This is a genomic window from Nitriliruptor sp. (assembly GCF_040882075.1).
In the GTDB taxonomy this organism is placed as follows: Bacteria; Actinomycetota; Nitriliruptoria; order Nitriliruptorales; family Nitriliruptoraceae; genus Nitriliruptor.
In genome coordinates this window covers 38,886-55,436 of sequence record NZ_JBBEBZ010000214.1, presented here as the reverse complement: position 1 = coordinate 55,436, position 16,551 = coordinate 38,886, and the positions used below count along the sequence as shown (strand labels likewise).

The following is a 16,551-nucleotide window of genomic DNA, read 5'->3' as shown; positions in this document are numbered from 1 at the left end:
ATCGTCGCGCCCCGTCGCCGACGTGACCGGACAGGCGAACGTGCACATCTTCGGGCAGTAGCTGCCGTGCAGGGCATCGTCGGCGACCGCGCCGACGTGCGGCCCGGCAGCATCGATCCTCGGGGTCGTCACGACGGCTCCTGCCGTGTGCCGATCCCGAGCTTGCCGGGGTTCAGCAGGTGATCCGGATCGAGGGCGTCCTTGACGCGGCGCAACACGTCGAACCCCGCGGGGCCGAGCTCCTCGGGCAGGTAGGGCGCCCGCAACAGACCGATCCCGTGGTGGTGCGAGGCGGTCGCACCCGCAGCGAGCGCCGCACGTTGGCCCACCTCCCAGGCCGCGTCGTAGCGCGCGAGGGCCCGGACCTCGTCGCCGTCGTTGATGGCACCGAGGGTGTAGTAGATGGACGCGCCGGTGTCGTAGACGTGGCTGACGTGGGCCAGCACGAGATCCACCTGCTCCTGGAGCGCATCCCGGACGGCGACGTACAGCGCGGGCAGATCGCGCCAGAGCCCCGCCACCTCCATGGTGTCGAGGGTCAGCGCGTCGCCGAAGGTGCCGCCGGGCTTGACGTAGTCGGCGAACCGGTAGCTCATGTCGTGGCGGTGCGAGCGCCAGTGCTCCCCCGGCCCGCGCCCGAGGTCCTGCGCTCCGAGCCGGGCGAGCTCCCCGGTGGCGACCTGCTCGGTGAACTCGGCCACGTCGTCACGTCCCTCGCAGCCGACGATCAGCAGGCACCCCCCCGGGACCGGGAGCCCCTGCCCGCCGAAGACGACGCCGGTGTCGGGCTCGTCGTAGAGCCGCAGCACGGCCGGCATGGTCCCGGTCCGCACGATGGCACGCATGGCGTCGAGGCCGGCCGCGAGGTCGCTGACCAGCCACCCGCGGTCGAGGGCGACGTCCGGGGCGGGTCGCACGCGGAGCCACGCGCGGGTGATGATCCCCGTGGTGCCCTCACCGCCGAGGAACAGCCGCGTCAGGTCCGGGCCGGACGAGCTCTGCGGGACCGGACGGGACGTGAACACCTGCCCGTCGGCCAGCACGACCTCGAGCCCGACGACGGTGTCCTCGAGCTTGCCGTGCAGCGAGGAGGCCTGACCGGCCGACCGCACCGCCAGGAACCCGCCGATGGTCGACGCGTGGACGCTGGAGGGGTGGTGACCGAGCGTCCAACCGCGGTGGGCGAGGTGGTCCTCGAGCCGCTGGGCGATGACGCCCGGTTCGACCTCGATCACGCCCGAGACCTCGTCGAGCTCCCCGATGGCGGTGAGGTGCTTGAGGTCGATCGTGATGGCACCGCTGACGGGGGTGGCGCCGCCACAGACACCGGTGCCTGCCCCGAACGGCACGACCGCCACCCGGTTGGCGGCGCACCAGCGGAGGATCGCAGCCACCTCGTCGCGGCTGCGTGGCGCGACGACGGCATCGGGGACGGGGAGGTCCTCGCCGGCGCGCCGGCGCATGAGCATGCGCGGCCACCAGTCGTGTGCGTAGGTCTCGGTCGCGATCGGGTCGGTGACCACGTCGATGCCGGTCGTCCCCGCCAGATCGTCGAGCAGGGCGGCCGACAGCGCCACGGAGCACCTCGCTTCGGATGGGGGACGGACGGCGCAGGCTAACCCCGCGGGGTCAGGACTCGACGATGCCGCGGCGCAGACCGGCGAGCGACTCGGTCGCCGTGTAGGCCAGCGCGTCGTCGCCGACCGATCGGAGTTGACCGACGAGGTCGGCCACCTGCTTGACGTTGCGCACGAAGTCGCCACCGGTCAGGTCGAGACGGCCGAGCGCGGTGTCGAGGTCGGCGCCTCCCGCCCACCGCCACGCCGGCGCCACGAACCCCGCATCGAGATCCCGCAGGGGGCGGAGACCGGCGGCACGTTCGCGGGTGCGCAGCTCGTCGGCGAGGTCGAGCAGCTCCTCGGTGACCTCGTAGAGCCGCATGGTCGGCAGCTCCGGGTCCTCGGTCGGATCCCCACCTCGCGGGGTGTAGAGGAACAGCGCGGCCACGCCGGCGAGCTCCTCGGGTTCGAGGTCGTCGAACAGTCCGCGCCGCAGGGCCTCGGCGACGAGCAGGTCGACCTCGCTGTAGATGCCGGCGAGCGTCCGTCCCGCGTCCGTCGGCTCGGGGTCCTCGGAGCGGCCCCCGTGGTCGAGCGGCCGGTCGGGATCGGTGACGTACCCGAGCTCGTCGAGCACGGCGAGGATGCGGTGGAGCTGGCGGACCAGGTTGCCCGTCCGCGCGCTGACCTTCTGGCGCAGCTGCTGCACCTCGTCGTCGAGCTCGTCGTAGCGGTGCTGCCAGCGTTCGTGGTCGGCCCGGTCGGGGCACGCGTGGCAGGGATGAGCGCGGATGGCCTCGTGGAGCTGCACGACCTCGGCCGACGGCCCCGTGCGCCGGTTCGGATCCTTCGGCTGGGTGGTGACGTCCAGCCCGGGCGGGTCGAGCTGACGCAGCCCGACGGCGATCTCGCCCCGGTACGCGGCCTGACGGGGGTTGCCGCTGCCCGGGAGCCGGACCCGCTCCACGGTGACCGGCGGCGCCTCGATCTCGCGGGGGCCGAGCTTGGTCAGGGACCGGTCGTCGACGACCAGCTGCGCGATCGGCGTGCCCTTCTTGGTCGCGTGGACGCCCACGACCGCCGCGAGGCCGCGCTTGCCGAGCCACGGCAGGTGCAGGACGTCGCCCGGCTGCAGCGCCGCGATGGCGTCACGGACGCGGTCGGTGTCGGCGCGGCGCCGCTCCTTGGTCTCGCGCTTCTCCCGTCGTGACACCTCGCGACGCATCGCCCAGTACGCGGGCCAGTCGCCGAGCTCGCAGGTCAGGTGCTTGGCGTACCCGGCCTTGCCCTCCTCGAGCTCGGTGAGGCGCGAGGTGGACCGCTCGACCGATGCGTCGGCCTCGAACTGGGCGAACGAGGCTCCGAGCAGGGACTCGGCCTCCCGCAGGTCGTGCCGGCGCAGCAGGTTGACGGCCATGTTGTACGACGGGGCGAAGGAGCTGTGCAGCGGGTAGGTACGGGTCCCGACGAGGCCGGCGACGGTGCGGAAGTCGAGGTCGCGCTGGTAGAGGACCACGGCGTGGCCGACGCGGTCGATGCCACGGCGGCCGGCGCGGCCGGTGAGCTGGGTGTACTCCCCCGGCGTGAGCAGGACGTGCGACTCGCCGTTCCACTTCTCGAGCCGCTCGATGACGACGGTCCGTGCCGGCATGTTGATGCCGAGCGCGAGCGTCTCGGTCGCCACGACGACCCCGAGCAGGCCGCGCTGGAACAGGACCTCGACGACCTCCTTGAACGCCGGGACCATGCCGGCGTGGTGCGCGGCGATGCCGTCGAGCAGGCCAGCTCGCCAGCGGGCGAAGCCGAGGACCCGGAGGTCGGCGTCGGGCAGGTCACCGACCATCGAGTCGACGATCGTGGCGATCTCGGTCGCCTGCTCCGGCGTGGTCAGGCGCACGCCCGCCTGCAGGAGCTGCGAGACCGCGTCCTCGCAGCCCTGACGCGAGAAGACGAACAGGATGGCCGGCAGCCACCGGCGTTCGGCGAGCTCCTCGACGACCCGCGGGCGGCTCGGCCACCGCAGCCGCACGTCGGAGGCTTGGCGCCGGCCCTTCCCCGACACGCGGTTGCGGGTGCGAGCGCGGCGCTCGAGCATCACGACGTCCGGGTTCGGGACGCCCGCGAGCGCCTGGGAGGCGGCCTCGCGGTGCTCACGCGTCGCGCCGCCCTTCCGGCCGGCTCGGAAGGTGTCGTACACCGTGTCGTTGACGAAGTAGTGGTGGCGGAGCGGCACGGGACGGTGCTCCTCGATGACCACCTCACAGCCGAGCCCGCCGTCCTGCCCACGCACCTGGTCGAGCCACCGGCCGACGTCCTCGGCGTTGGAGACGGTCGCCGACAGCGCAGCGAGCTTCACCCGCTGGTCGAGCTGGACGATGACCTCCTCCCAGACCGCCCCGCGTGAGCGGTCGGCGAGGAAGTGCACCTCGTCGAGCACGACCGAGCGCAGCTCGTCGAGCGCGGACGACCCCTCGTAGATCATGTTGCGGAGGACCTCGGTGGTCATCACCACGACCTGGGCGTTGCCGTTGACCGAGCGATCCCCCGTGAGCAGACCCACCTTGGCCTCGCCGTAGGTCCGCACGAGGTCGCGGTGCTTCTGGTTCGACAGCGCCTTGATCGGGGTGGTGTAGAAGGCGCGACCGCCGGTGTGCAGCGCCTCGTGACAGGCGAACTCACCGACCACCGTCTTGCCAGCGCCCGTCGGGGCGGCGACGAGGACCGACCGTCCCGCGAGCAGGGCGGCGATCGCCTGCTGCTGGAAGGGATCGGGGTCGAACCCGAGGCTCGCACGGAACTCCTCGAGCAGGGCGGGATCGGACACGGTGGGCCTTCGCGGGAGGTCGGACCGGCGCAGGCTACGGCGTCAGCGCAGCTCGGCGAGCGACGGGACCGGACCGGGGACCGAGACGCCGCTGGTGACCGACCCGCGCAGGTCGGTGATCGCGGCCTGGGCGGTCTGGGTCAGCTGCTCGGCCCGGACGCGCAGTCGAACCGCCTCGGAGGTGAGCTCGTGGCGCGTCGCCCGGTCAGCGACCTCGATCGAGGCGGAGATGACCTCGACCGCGTCCCGGGACAGGGTCACGGCGGAGACGAACTGGCGCTGGACCGGCCGGACCGTGGGCGGCACCTCGACCCCGACGAGGCGGAGCAGCACGGTGTCGTACGCCTCGAGCCACGCGTCGACGTGAGGTGCGACGGCGTCCGGGTCCCCGTCGACGCGCAACGCCTGGAGCTGGGTCGCGACGCCGGGGGTCCCGTTGCTGCCAGCGGTCCAGAGCGCGTCGGCGTCGACCACGAGCGGCAGGATCTCGCGTTCGATGGCCGCGATCGCGCTCTCGTCGACCGTCGGAGCGGTGGCACGGCCGGCCATCAGCCCGAGCAGCAGCGCGGCGATCGCCGCGATCGTCACCGGGAAGGCGACCGACCGCTTCGCGGCGCGCCACCGCAGCTGTATCGACTGCGACCGGGTCGGCGGAGGCGGCGACGGCGCGTCCACCTGGCTCACCGTCGCCTCCGTCGTCGCTCGATGACCCACGCGGCCAGGATCGACAGCTCGTAGAACAACGCCATCGGTCCGGCCATGAGCAGCAGGGTGATGGCGTCGGTCGTCGGCGTGATGATGGCCGCCACCACCACGATCGCGACCATCGCGTACGGCCGAGCACGTCGCAAGCTCGCGCAGCTGACGACCCCGACCAGCGACAGGAAGATGAGCACCAGCGGCAGCTCGAAGACGAGACCGAAGGCCACCGAGGTGGTCAGGAAGAACGACAGGTACTCCTCGACCGACAGGAAGGTCTCGACCCGGTCGCCAGCCATGCCGAGCAGGATGCGCAGGCCCTGCGGGATGACCACGTAGGCGAAGACCAGGCCGACCGCGAACATCACCTGGCTGAGGAGGACGAAGGGCAGCGCCAACCGGCGTTCGCGCCGGGTCAGGCCGGGCGTGATGAACCGCCACAGCTGGTAGAAGATGACCGGGCCACCGACGAACAGCCCGATGACCACCGAGGTCTTCATCCGGGCCGAGAAGGCCTCGAGCGGTCGCAGGGCGACCAGGTTGCAGTCGCTGAGCTCGGGGCGGAGGACCGCCTGCGCGCGGCAGAACGGATCGAGCAGCAGCTCGAGCACCGCGGGGAACACCAGGTACCCGACGACGGTGCCGAGCGCCAGCGCGATGGCGGCTCGCAAGACGCGGGACCGCACCTCGTGCAGGTGCTCGAGGAGGGTCATGTCCCCCGCGTCGGCGCCCCGGTGCTGCTCCGCGACGATGGGTCAGCGCTCCTGGTCGCGCTCGCGGTCCCGGTCCCGGTCCCGGTCGTTCGGCTCGTCGTCCGCGACGCCCTCCTGGGTGCCCTTGCGGAACTCGGTCATCGACTGACCGATCGAGCGGGCCAGACCGGGGAGCTTGCGACCACCGAAGAGCACCAGGATGATCAGCAGGATGACCCACAGCTCGCCGCCGCCGGGGATGGTCATGGTCCGGGCCTTCCGTGTCGAGGAGTGCGGTCGTGAGCGCGGGGACCGATCGGCCACGCGGATCGAGTCTATCCCTCGGAGGCTCCGCGCCGAGGTCGCCACCGCCGCGGCCGACGTGCGCGCTGGAGCTGGGCGCGCTCCTCGAGCTGGTCACCGAGGGCAGCCAGCTCGGTCGAGGTGACCTCGGCGTCCGCCTGGAGCCGCTCCAGGGCGGGGGTCAGCTCGCGGTGGAGCCGCTCGAGGTCCGCGCCGAGGTGGCGGAGACGACCGACGAGGGCACGGATCGTCCACGCGAGCGCGACCACCGTGACGAGCACGGCGACGGCGAGGCTGGACCAGACGAGCAACGGCAGGACGGACCCCCGACGGGACACGGACGTGGGCGACGCCCCGCAGCGTAGGCCGCGGGGCGTCGTCGTCGGTCCGTCAGCGCCCCGTGGTGGCCAGGAGGCGGTCGAACCAGCGAGGGTCCTCGAGCGCGAAGTGCAGGTCGAGCAGGTCATCGTGGCTCAGCGGCGGTCCACCGACCGCGGCCTCGGGGTGACGCGGACGGTCGTCGAGGTCGGTGTCGGGGCCGACGTCCTCGACCGGTACGCCCCCGGTCGCGAGGAGGCTCACGATCCGCTCGTCGGCGGGCTTCTCCACGAGCTCGGTGCAGTCGGGGCAGCTGAACCGGTAGCAGCTCCCGGAGCTGACCTCACCGATCTCGTCGGTGACGCGACGAAGGACCACGTCGCCGGGTCGGAGCTCGACCTCCCCACAGGAGGGGCACGTCGCGCGGATGCGGGTCATCTGTCTGCCTCGGTTCGGGGGCATCCCGGACATCGGCTGCATCACGCTCCCCCTTGACCGCTCCACGGGGCATCTGACCCGAGAACCCCCGAACCGGGCTAGTCCTCGTAGCGCGCGACGCACGCCGCCGTGACGTCCCGTACCGCCTCGATGAGAGCGGCCGGTTCGAGCACCGTCGCCTCACCGGCGGCCATCAGCACCAACCGGGCCACGTGCCGAGGGGCATCGGTGGTCAGGTGCAACGTGGCACCGCCGTCGGGACCCTCCTCGATGCGGTCCACGTCGAGGGCCTCGACCAGCCAGCGGCCCCCGCGGGACACCGCCAGCTGCACCTCGACCGCATCGGGACCGGGCTGGTAGCGCGGTGGCGGCAGGTCAGCGGGAGCGGACACGTCGGCCGGGTCGTCGCTGACCGCCACCGCCGCGGCACGGTCCAGGCGGAAGGTCCGCAGATCCTGTGCCTCGTGGTCGTAGCCCTGCAGGTACCAGGTGCCGTCCACGACCTGTACCCGCCAGGGATCGATCCGGCGCTCGCGTGGCGCGCTGTCGCCGCGACCCTGGTAGTCGAGGTGGACCCGGCGACCGTCCTTGAGCGCGCGGCGGACCTCGGCGACGGCCCCGGTGGTCGACGGCTCGAGCACGTCCGCGACACCCTCGGGGACACCGAGCGCTTCCCGGACCTTGGCGACCGCGGAGGTCAGCGCCGGGAGTTCGTCACCGAGCACCTCGGCGACCGCGTCGACGGTGAGGACCAACCGCAGCGCCTCGGCGGGGGTCGGTCGCATCGGACGCTTCAGTTCGTCCGCCATGGTCACCACGACGCGGTCCTCGACGATCGAGACGTCGAACAGATCGCCGCCGCCGAGCCCGGGGAGCCCGCAGAAGTCGAGGTGCTCGAGGTCCTTGCGGATGCGCTGCTCGGTGGCTCCGAAGGCATCCGCGGTCTCGGTGAGCGACGCACCCGGCCGTTCCAGCAACCACGGGACGAGCGCGAGCATCCGTCCGACGTCGTCGAGCGCGCTCACGCGGCCCCCCCGTGGGCTCCGGCGACCGCCCGGAGGGTGTCGGCCACCTCAGCGCGTAGCTCGGCCGGGGCGAGGACCTCGACCTCGTCCCCGAGCCCGAGCAACCACGACCGATCCCGGATGCGGTCGACGCCGGGGACCTGGAGGACGCTCCAGCCATCCGAGGTGGTCTCGCCGGTCGGCACACCGCCACGCGACTCGACGGCCCAGCGGGCGGTGGGGGCCACGGCGACCTCGACCTCGAGCCGCTCGGACTCGGGGCCCGCGACGGCTGCCGCGAGATCGAGCGAGGCGGGCGGGGTGAACGCGTCGGGTTCGCCAGCCACCTCGAGCTCGCCCTCGACGCGGTCGAGACGGAACGCGCGTTGCGCGTCACGGTCGTGGTCCCGGGCGACGAGGTACCACGCCCCCCGCCGTCGCACGACCGCGTACGGGTCGACGGTTCGGCTGGCCGAAGCACCGGCCGCGGTGCGGTACTCGAACCGCAGCGGCACGTGGCTGACCAGGGCGTCGGCGAGCCGGTCCCCGATCGGGTCGACCGCGACCTCGACCTCGGGAGCACCCGTCGCGTCCAGCGTGGTGGGGTCGGGTGCCCGCGCGGCGAGCTTGGCGAGGGCGAGCCGGCTGCCGTGCTCCCCGGACAGCTTGACCGCGAGCGCGAGCGCAGCGACCTCGTCGGCCTCGAGCTGCACGTCCGGCAGCTCGTAGCGCGTCCGATCGATGCGGTAGCCGGGCTCCTCCTCGAAGGCGACGTCGACGGTCTCGACCGGGACGCCGAGAGCCCGCAGGTCGTCCTTGTCGTGCTCGAACTGACGTCGCGCCGACTCGGGGTTGCTCTGTTGGTACTCGCGTGTGCGGGTCCGCAGCTCGCGGTAGGTCAACGGCCGACGCGTCTCGAGCAGCGCCACCGTCAGGTTCACCAGCCGTTCGACCTTCGCCGTCACCTCGCCCCCGTCGTCGGGCGGGACCCTAGACCACGCTCCCGTCCGGTGGCCGTGGGTGGGTCACATGGAGGCGATGAGCTTGTCGACCCGCTCGTCCTCGGACCGGAACGGGTCCTTGCACAGGACCGTCCGCTGCGCCTGGTCGTTGAGCTTGAGGTGCACCCAGTCGACGGTGTAGTCGCGGCGTTTCGCCTTGGCCTCACGGACGAACCGGCCCCGCAGTGCGGCCCGCGTGGACGCGGGTGGCTGCGTGGTGGCCTGGTCGATCTCGGCGTCCTCGAGCAGACGCTGGACCCGGCCCTGGCGCACCAGCAGGTGGTAGAGCCCTCGGTCCCGCACGACGTCGTGGTAGGCGAGGTCGAGCATCTGCACGCGGGGGTGGGACAGTGGCAGATCGTGCTTGGCCCGGTAGCGGTCGACCAGCTGGTACTTGGCCACCCAGTCGAGCTGGCGTGACAGCGACATCGGGTCGCTGACGAGGCGTTCGAGCACATCACGCCACTCGGCGACCACGTGCTTGGCGTCCTCGTCGTCGGGGTAGCTCGCCGCGACGAAGCGTTCGACCCGTTCCAGGTAGGCCTGCTGGATCTGCAGCGCCGACAGCTCGCGGCCGTTGGCCAGCCGCACCGGCGTCGTACCCGTCAGGTCGTGGCTGATCTCGCGGATGGCCCGGATCGGGTTGTCGAGCGAGAGGTCCCGCGCGACCGCCTGCTCCTCGAGCATCCGCAGGACGAGGTCGCAGGTCGCCACCTTCAGCCACGAGGTGTACTCGGACATGTTCGAGTCGCCGACGATGACGTGGAGGCGGCGGAACCGTTCGGCGTCCGCGTGGGGTTCATCCCGGGTGTTGATGATGGGGCGGGACCGGGTGGTCGCCGACGAGACGCCCTCCCAGATGTGCTCGGCGCGCTGCGCGAGCGAGAAGATCGCGCCCCGCGGGGTCTGCAGCACCTTGCCCGCGCCGGCGAAGACCTGCCGGGTCACGAGGAACGGGATGAGGGCCTCGGCCAGGCGTTGGAACTCCCCCACCCGGGCCACGAGGTAGTTCTCGTGACAGCCGTAGGAGTTGCCGGCCGAGTCGGTGTTGTTCTTGAACAACGAGATCCGGCCCTGGATGCCCTCCTCGGCCAGCCGCTTCTCGGCCGACAGCACCAGGTCCTCGACGATCCGCTCCCCCGCCTTGTCGTGAACGACGGCCTGGCGTGGCGAATCACACTCGGGCGTCGCGTACTCCGGGTGCGAACCGACGTCGAGGTAGAGCCGGGCGCCGTTCTCGAGGAAGACGTTGGACGAACGCCCCCAGGACACGACCCGGCGGAACAGGTACCGGGCGACCTCGTCCGGGCTCAGCCGTCGCTGTCCCTTGAAGGTGCAGGTGACCCCGTACTCGTTCTCGATGCCGAAGATCCTGCGCCGCACCGCTGTCCCTCTCTCCCGGGCGCCGCCGGGCCGACGCTGATGGTGCCCCATCGGCGGCCTCGACGCGCGTCACCGCCCCCGAGAGCACGCTGCCACCCGCGTTACACGGGTGACCTCGACCTGTGGGTCTGGGTCGAGGATGGCAACGCCGACGCCATCGTGGCGGCGTTGGAGCGGTTCGGGTTCGGTGATGTCGGCCTGCGTCGAGAGGACTTCCTCGTCGCGGACCAGGTGGTTCAGCTCGGGTACCCGCCCTTGCGGATCGACCTGCTTGACCCTGTCCCGGTGGGTCAGCCGCCGGCGAGGACCGTCTCGAGGTCGTCGCTGCGCAGCCGGAAGAAGCGTCGACGGGGACGCGTGGCGTCGAGCCCGGACACCTCGAGGTCCCCCGCCGGCAGCTCCCGGCCGGCGACCTGTGCCAGGGCCGCGACGGCCAGCCGGATCGCACCGTCGCGATCGAGTCCGTCGGTGTAGCTCTCGCCGAGCGCAGCGGTGAGCGCTTCGGCTTCACCGCCCATGGCCACGAACCGGTGCTCGTCGACGATCGAGCCGTCGTAGAGGATGTGGTACAGCTCGTGACCTTCACCGTCGGTCCGCCCGGGAGCGGCGACCTCGGCGATGAGCAGCTCGACCTCGAACGGCTTGCTGTCACCCATGAAGCTGGCACCGAGCGCCTGCGAGTAGGCGTTCGCGAGGCCCTTGGCGGTCACGTCCTCGCGCGCGTACTGGTAGCCCTTCACGTCCGCCATACGGATGCCGGCCACGCGCAGCGACTCGAACTCGTTGTACTTGCCGACCGCGGCGAACCCGATCCGGTCGTAGATCTCGGAGGTCTTGTACAGCGACCGCGACGGGTTCTCCCCCGCGAAGATCACCCCCTCCGGGTGCTCGACGGCGACGAGGGCCCGACCCCGGGCGATGCCCTTCCGGGCGTACTCGGCCCGGTCCTTCATCATCTGTTCTGGCGCGACGTAGAACGGGGTGGCCACGGGCGGTCCTGTTCGGTTCAGCGGCGGTGCGTGACGGGCGGGTCCTCAGCGCTGGCGGAGCGCGATCACGTCCTCGATGACCGCAGCGACCTCGACGTCGGGCAGCTCGCGGTAGCCGGTGTCGGGCTCGATGACCGCGACGATCGGGTAGATGCGGCGGATCAGGTCCGGTCCACCGGTCGCACTGTCCTCCTCGGCGGCGTCGAAGAGCGCTTCGAGGGAGGTGCGGACGGCCCCGTCGAGACCGGCATCGAACCGGTGGAGGCGCTTGAGGGTGGCGCGGGCGGCGAGCGAGCCGCTCCCGGTAGCGGCGTGGTCACGAGCTTCGTAGCGGCCGCCCGCGGGGTCGTACTCGAAGATGCTGCCCTCGCCGGTTCGCGGATCGACGCCGGCGAACAGCGGGACCACGACCAGACCCTGCATCGCCATCGGTAGGTGCGCCCGGACCATGCCGGCGAGCTTGTTGGACTTGCCCTCGAGGCTGAGCGGCTCGCCCTCGACCTTCTCGTAGTGCTCGAGCTCGGTGGCGAACACCCGGGCGAGCTCCATCGCCGGGCCGGCCGCCCCCGAGATGGCGATGGCGGAGCGGTCGTCGGCCGGGAACACCTTGCGCATGTCGCCGCGGCTGATCATGTGCCCGGCGGTCGCGCGGCGGTCACCGGCGACGACCACGCCCCCGACGGCGGCCACGGCCAGCACGGTGGTGCCCTCGACCATCTGGGCGAGCAGCTCGGGAGGCACCGCCTGGCCGGCGAGCAACGGTGGCACGGCCGCGGGAGCCTGTCGCCGGAGGACCTCGAAGAAGGACGCGCCCGCGGTGTCGAACGGCGTCGGCAGACCGGCGGTGAGCTCGTCTCGGGCAGCGGTCACGGTGTCTCCAGGCGGGTCCGGACGGGGCCGGGCGAGCCTAGGACCCCGGGCTCGCCGACGCAGCGGCCGTGGGTGCACGTCGCAGCCGTCGCCGTCGCGTCAGCCGGCCCCTCGATCTCCCGCGACGGGCCCAGCGACCGAGCGGAACCGGACCTGCTGGCCGGGACGGACCTGAGCGGCGTGGTCGGCATCAGCATCGAGCACGACCGCGATCACCGGGTACCCACCGGTCACGGGGTGGTCGGCGAGGAAGAGGGTCGGCGGACCCGATGGCGGCACCTGGATCGCGCCGCGGACGAGGCCCTCCGTCGGCAGTTCGTCCGGACCGGCCCGTTGCAGCGCGGGACCGTCGAGGCGGACCCCGACCCGGTTGCTGTCGGACCTCGCAGCCCACGGCTCGTGCAGCAGGCGGTCGAGCGCCGGGATGGTGAAGCGATCGTCCCGCGGTCCGATCACGACCCGCAGCTCGGCGGTGCCGCCCGTCGGGGGGCGAACGGGGGCCTGCTCGACCGGTGGCTGGTGGTCGACCAGGTTGCCGATCGGCAACCGATCCCCCCCTCGCAGGGCAGCCGGTCCGAGACCGCCGAGCACGTCCGTGGCGCGTGACCCGAGCACCGTCGGGACGTCCACGCCCCCACGGACGGCGAGGTAGGTCCGCAGACCTGACGACGGCGTCCCGAACGCGAGCACCTGGCCTGGTCCGATGCGGAACGGAGCGTCGTGCCCGACGGGCTGACCATCGAGCGTGGCTGGGGCGGCGGCGCCGGTGATCGCCACCTCGACGGCGCGGTCGACCCGGAGCCGCAACCCGCCGAGGGTGATCTCGAGGCACCCGGCGTCCTCGGGGTTGCCGACGAGCCGGTTGGCGAGCCGTGCCGCCCCCCGGTCGGCGGCCCCGGACGGCGAGACCCCCCAGTCCGCGTGCCCCGGTCGCCCGAGGTCCTGGACCGTCGTGAGCGGACCAGGCGCCAGCACCTCGATGCTGCCGATCATCCGGCTTCCACGAAACGCACCCAGGTTCCTGGCCGGAGCAGGGCGGGTGGATCCCGGTCGGCGTCCCACACCGCGGCACGGGTACGGCCGATCAGCTGCCACCCGCCCGGGGACGAGCGCGGGTAGACGCCGCTGAAGGTGTCGGCCAGGCCGACCGCCCCGGCCGGGACGGTCGAGCGGGGCTGGGCGCGTCGGGGTACCTGCAGGCGGTCGTCCTCGCCCACGAGGTAGGCGAACCCGGGAGCGAAGCCGGCGAAGGCCACGCGCCAGCGTTGTGCCGTGTGCGCCGCGACCACACCGCGGGGGCCGAGCCCCGTGAGCGCGCCGACCTCGGCGAGATCCTGCCCGTCGTAGGTCACAGCGATCTCGACCGACTCCGAGGCGGACGTCGCGGTCCGTGCTGTCGCCGTGCCCACGAGAACGCCGAGCTCACGCACGAGCGTGCGGCCGGACACCAGGCTCGGATCGAACCTCACCAGGAGGGTGCGGGTGGCGGGGACGAGGTCGACGATGCCCGGCAGCGAGCGGTCCTGGAGGCCAGCGTGGAGCCCGAGCACCGCATCGAGATCGTCGAGCTCGACCAGCAGCGCGGCATCACCGCAGGGCAGGAACCTCACCCGACGAAGCTCCGGACCTGCACGTCCGCGGCCTCGAGCGCCCGACGGGTCGCAACGGCCATGGCGGCCGCGCCGGGCGTGTCGCCGTGCAGGCAGATCGTCTCTGCGGCGACCTCGACGGTGCTGCCGTCGATGGCGGTCACCCGCCCTTCGGTGACCATCCGCACCGCTCGGACGGCGACCTCGTCCGGGTCGTGGAGCACCGCCCCGGCCTGGTCCCGTGGAACCAGGGTGGCCTCTGGGGTGTAGGCGCGGTCGGCGAAGGCCTCGGGCACGCAACGCAGGCCCGCTTCGGCGGCGCGTTCGAGGAGCTGTGAGCCGGGCAGGCCGACGATCGGGAGCGTGGGGTCGTAGGCGAGGACGGCGGCCACGACCGCCGCGGCCTGGGCGGAGTGGTGGACCGTGGCGTTGTAGAGCGCGCCGTGCGGCTTGACGTACGCGACCCGCGATCCGGACACGCGGGCGAGGGCCTCGAGCGCACCGAGCTGGTAGGTCATCGCGTCCCCGAGTTCGCCCGACGCCATGTCGAGGAAGCGACGGCCGAACCCCACGAGGTCGGGGTAGCCCACCTGGGCACCGATCGTGACGCCACGTGCAGCCGCGTCCTCGCAGCACCGACGGATCGTGGACGGGTCACCGGCGTGGAAGCCGCACGCCACGTTCGCGCTGGTGATGTGGTCGAGCATCGCGGCGTCGTCGCCGAGGGTCCAGCGCCCGAACGACTCACCGAGGTCGCTGTTGAGGTCGACCGTCGGACGTTCCCCCACCGGCTCCACCTCCCTCGCGCGCCGCCGCGCCGTCGTGTTCCGACGAGGGTAGGACGGGACGACGACCGGCGGCCGATCCGATCGACACACGCAGCTGGGGTCGCGCCGCTACCCCGCACGACGGATGGTCGGCGGGGTGAGCGCTGCTCGGCACGTCATCGCGTGCGGCGATACGGGTCAGAACGGCAGGGGTGCGGGATCGGGGGGTGGTCGGTCAGGGTCGGCCTTCGCCCGAGACACGGGTCCGGCGCGGGGTGCGGGTCCGGCGCGCGATCGTGTCCCCGAGCCAGTGGGTGGTGCGAGCTGGGCGGCGGTACGGGGCAGGGTGGTCCAGCGTCGGCCACGACGGCGGAGCTGGTAGGTCCCATCCGGTGTGAGGGTCTGGTGCCAGCCGCGGCGATGCACGGTGGTGTGGTGCTGGCGACAGAGCGAGACCACGTTCTGGAGGTGGTGGTCACCGTCGACCGCGCGCGGGTCGCCCTCGGCAGCGCGAGGGGTGACGTGGTGGACATCGCACCAGCTGATCGGGGCGGTGCAGCCGGGGAACCGGCAGCCCCCGTCACGGACCGCGACGGCCCGACGGGTCGCGGCGGTGACCTCGGGCGCGTACCGCTGGGCAGCGAGCAGGTCGACACCGTCACGGATGACCACGTCGAGAGCCGCGTCGCAGGCGAGCCGGTCCAGCGCACGACGCACGATCCGCGGTGGTCGCCCACGCACGGCAGCGACGATGTGTCCGGCGGCCCGATCGGTGACCCGATCCACGTCCACGATCACAGAGAACCGCACGGCCGACCCGCCACCGGTGCCGTCGCGGCGGCCACAGAGGCGGACGAGCGCATCAGCGAGCTGTTGACCGCGGGTGGGGGCCACGTCGGCCGGTGCGTCGTGGTCACCCGGGCAGGGTTGGGCGCGGGGCGCGTCCGCTTCGTCCTGGAGCCTGCCGGTGATGGTGGCGAAGCTCTCGGGACCGAACTCGCCGTAGACCGACCCGGACCCGTCAAGACGCCCCTGCAGGGCGAGGAACTCGGTGTCGGCCTGACGTTCGGCCTGGCGTTCGAGGCGCCGTTCGGGCTGGTGGTCGGCGATCGCGTCCTCGATCGCCCAGCTCCTGCGGTCCGCGTCCATCGCCGCGAGCTGGTCAGCGTTGCGGGCGAGGTGGTCGTCCAGCTCGGACCGGGTCGCGGTGTCGAGTCGGCGTGCACCGGCGACCAGGCTGCGGACGTGCCCCCAGGACAGGACACCGCGAGCGAAGAGCGCAGCGGCCGCAGGCATGGAGGCCAGGACCTCGGCCGCGGTGAGCACCATCGACACGTCGCTGCCCGCGGCGCCGGTGTGGAGGCGCAGCGCCGCATCGACGGTCATGCCTTCCTCGGCTGCAGCGCGACGCCCGTCCAGTCGGCTGGCCAGCGTGACCGCTCGGGAGGTGAGCCGGTCGACGACCCGGAGCGTGGCCACCAGCTCGGCGAGTTCACCCTCGGGTAGCGGCTTGCCATCACCGGTGAGGATCGCCGCGACGGCTTCGCCGACCACGTCCGTGCCGCACGGGTCGTCGGGGCCAGATCCGTAGGTGGGGCGCTCTTCGCGGGCGAGCACCGGCAGGGACCGGCGGCTGGTGTGCCGGTACCGCTGGCTGCTGCGCATGTGGTCCCCGTCTGGCGTCTTCGCTACCTCACGGAGTCTATCCGAGCATATGTTCGATACCAAGGACGTGTCACGGACGGTGTGGAGAACCGAGGGTGCGTCCACGGGCAGTTCCGAGCGTCGACTCGAGCCTGCGGCGACCCCGCGGGTGAGCGTTCCCACAGCGGACGGCCGGCCCTACTGGCCGCCCTTCTGCACGTAGCTGCGCACGAACTCCTCGGCGTTCTCCTCGAGGACGTCGTCGATCTCGTCGAGCAGCTCGTCGACGTCGTCGATGACGTCGCGGGATGCCGGCGCAGCGTCCGTCGTCTCGGGCGCCTCGGTGGTCTCGGCGTCGTCACGCTCCCGCGCCGCGCCGCCCTTCTGGGTCTGCCCGCCATCGCTCACCCGCCGCTCCTCCGTCGTCCGACCGACCCGCGGCCGCGCCGTGGTCCCTGCTCGCACGAGGGT

General features: G+C 72.5%; 17 protein-coding genes. All 17 read right to left on the bottom strand.

Features of this window, described 5'->3' with window-relative positions; genetic code table 11:
* Positions 1 to 128: 128 nt before the first annotated feature.
* On the bottom strand, positions 129 to 1,577 hold the full coding sequence (locus tag WEB03_RS15860) for an FAD-binding oxidoreductase (RefSeq protein WP_368071893.1): 1,449 nt from the start codon (positions 1,575 to 1,577) through the stop codon (positions 129 to 131).
* Between the two features lie 52 nt (positions 1,578 to 1,629).
* Positions 1,630 to 4,383 carry a DEAD/DEAH box helicase gene (locus tag WEB03_RS15855; RefSeq protein WP_368071892.1) on the bottom strand — a complete coding sequence of 918 codons (2,754 nt, stop codon included), beginning with the start codon at positions 4,381 to 4,383 and terminating at the stop codon, positions 1,630 to 1,632.
* 42 nt (positions 4,384 to 4,425) lie between these two features.
* Positions 4,426 to 5,067 (bottom strand): hypothetical protein, encoded by a 642-nt coding sequence (locus WEB03_RS15850; RefSeq protein WP_368071891.1) that lies wholly within the window; start codon positions 5,065 to 5,067, stop codon positions 4,426 to 4,428.
* Positions 5,064 to 5,795 carry a twin-arginine translocase subunit TatC gene (gene tatC / locus WEB03_RS15845; protein ID WP_368071890.1) on the bottom strand — a complete coding sequence of 244 codons (732 nt, stop codon included), beginning with the start codon at positions 5,793 to 5,795 and terminating at the stop codon, positions 5,064 to 5,066. The genes WEB03_RS15850 and tatC overlap by 4 nt, the downstream gene beginning before the upstream one ends.
* A 42-nt stretch (positions 5,796 to 5,837) precedes the next feature.
* Entirely contained in the window at positions 5,838 to 6,041 is a 204-nt protein-coding gene (locus tag WEB03_RS15840) for a twin-arginine translocase TatA/TatE family subunit (RefSeq protein WP_368071889.1), read from the bottom strand.
* A 68-nt stretch (positions 6,042 to 6,109) separates the two neighbouring features.
* Positions 6,110 to 6,415, bottom strand: coding sequence for a hypothetical protein (locus tag WEB03_RS15835; protein ID WP_368071888.1), 306 nt, complete (start codon positions 6,413 to 6,415; stop codon positions 6,110 to 6,112).
* 52 nt (positions 6,416 to 6,467) lie between these two features.
* Complete coding sequence (locus WEB03_RS15830) at positions 6,468 to 6,833, bottom strand: hypothetical protein (RefSeq protein WP_368071887.1); 366 nt, start codon at positions 6,831 to 6,833, stop codon at positions 6,468 to 6,470.
* Between the two features lie 98 nt (positions 6,834 to 6,931).
* Positions 6,932 to 7,858 carry a helix-turn-helix transcriptional regulator gene (locus WEB03_RS15825; RefSeq protein ID WP_368071886.1) on the bottom strand — a complete coding sequence of 309 codons (927 nt, stop codon included), beginning with the start codon at positions 7,856 to 7,858 and terminating at the stop codon, positions 6,932 to 6,934.
* Complete coding sequence (locus tag WEB03_RS15820; protein WP_368071885.1) at positions 7,855 to 8,802, bottom strand: helix-turn-helix transcriptional regulator; 948 nt, start codon at positions 8,800 to 8,802, stop codon at positions 7,855 to 7,857. Before WEB03_RS15820 ends, WEB03_RS15825 begins: the two co-directional genes overlap by 4 nt.
* A 60-nt stretch (positions 8,803 to 8,862) precedes the next feature.
* A complete protein-coding gene (pafA, locus tag WEB03_RS15815; RefSeq protein ID WP_368071884.1) occupies positions 8,863 to 10,221 on the bottom strand; it encodes a Pup--protein ligase in 1,359 nt (452 codons plus the stop codon).
* Positions 10,222 to 10,511: 290 nt separating this feature from the next.
* Complete coding sequence (gene prcA / locus WEB03_RS15810) at positions 10,512 to 11,210, bottom strand: proteasome subunit alpha (RefSeq protein WP_368071883.1); 699 nt, start codon at positions 11,208 to 11,210, stop codon at positions 10,512 to 10,514.
* A 45-nt stretch (positions 11,211 to 11,255) separates the two neighbouring features.
* Complete coding sequence (gene prcB, locus WEB03_RS15805; protein WP_368071882.1) at positions 11,256 to 12,080, bottom strand: proteasome subunit beta; 825 nt, start codon at positions 12,078 to 12,080, stop codon at positions 11,256 to 11,258.
* Between the two features lie 99 nt (positions 12,081 to 12,179).
* Positions 12,180 to 13,073 (bottom strand): biotin-dependent carboxyltransferase family protein, encoded by an 894-nt coding sequence (locus WEB03_RS15800; RefSeq protein WP_368071881.1) that lies wholly within the window; start codon positions 13,071 to 13,073, stop codon positions 12,180 to 12,182.
* Positions 13,070 to 13,690 carry an allophanate hydrolase subunit 1 gene (locus WEB03_RS15795; RefSeq protein WP_368071880.1) on the bottom strand — a complete coding sequence of 207 codons (621 nt, stop codon included), beginning with the start codon at positions 13,688 to 13,690 and terminating at the stop codon, positions 13,070 to 13,072. The genes WEB03_RS15800 and WEB03_RS15795 overlap by 4 nt, the downstream gene beginning before the upstream one ends.
* A complete protein-coding gene (locus tag WEB03_RS15790; protein WP_368071879.1) occupies positions 13,687 to 14,457 on the bottom strand; it encodes a LamB/YcsF family protein in 771 nt (256 codons plus the stop codon). The genes WEB03_RS15795 and WEB03_RS15790 overlap by 4 nt, the downstream gene beginning before the upstream one ends.
* Before the next feature lie 177 nt (positions 14,458 to 14,634).
* Positions 14,635 to 16,101: a hypothetical protein gene (locus tag WEB03_RS15785; RefSeq protein WP_368071878.1), complete on the bottom strand. Its 1,467-nt coding sequence runs from the start codon at positions 16,099 to 16,101 to the stop codon at positions 14,635 to 14,637.
* A gap of 177 nt (positions 16,102 to 16,278) precedes the next feature.
* Positions 16,279 to 16,488, bottom strand: a complete 210-nt coding sequence (locus tag WEB03_RS15780) for a ubiquitin-like protein Pup (protein ID WP_368071877.1) — start codon at positions 16,486 to 16,488, stop codon at positions 16,279 to 16,281.
* Positions 16,489 to 16,551: the final 63 nt, after the last annotated feature.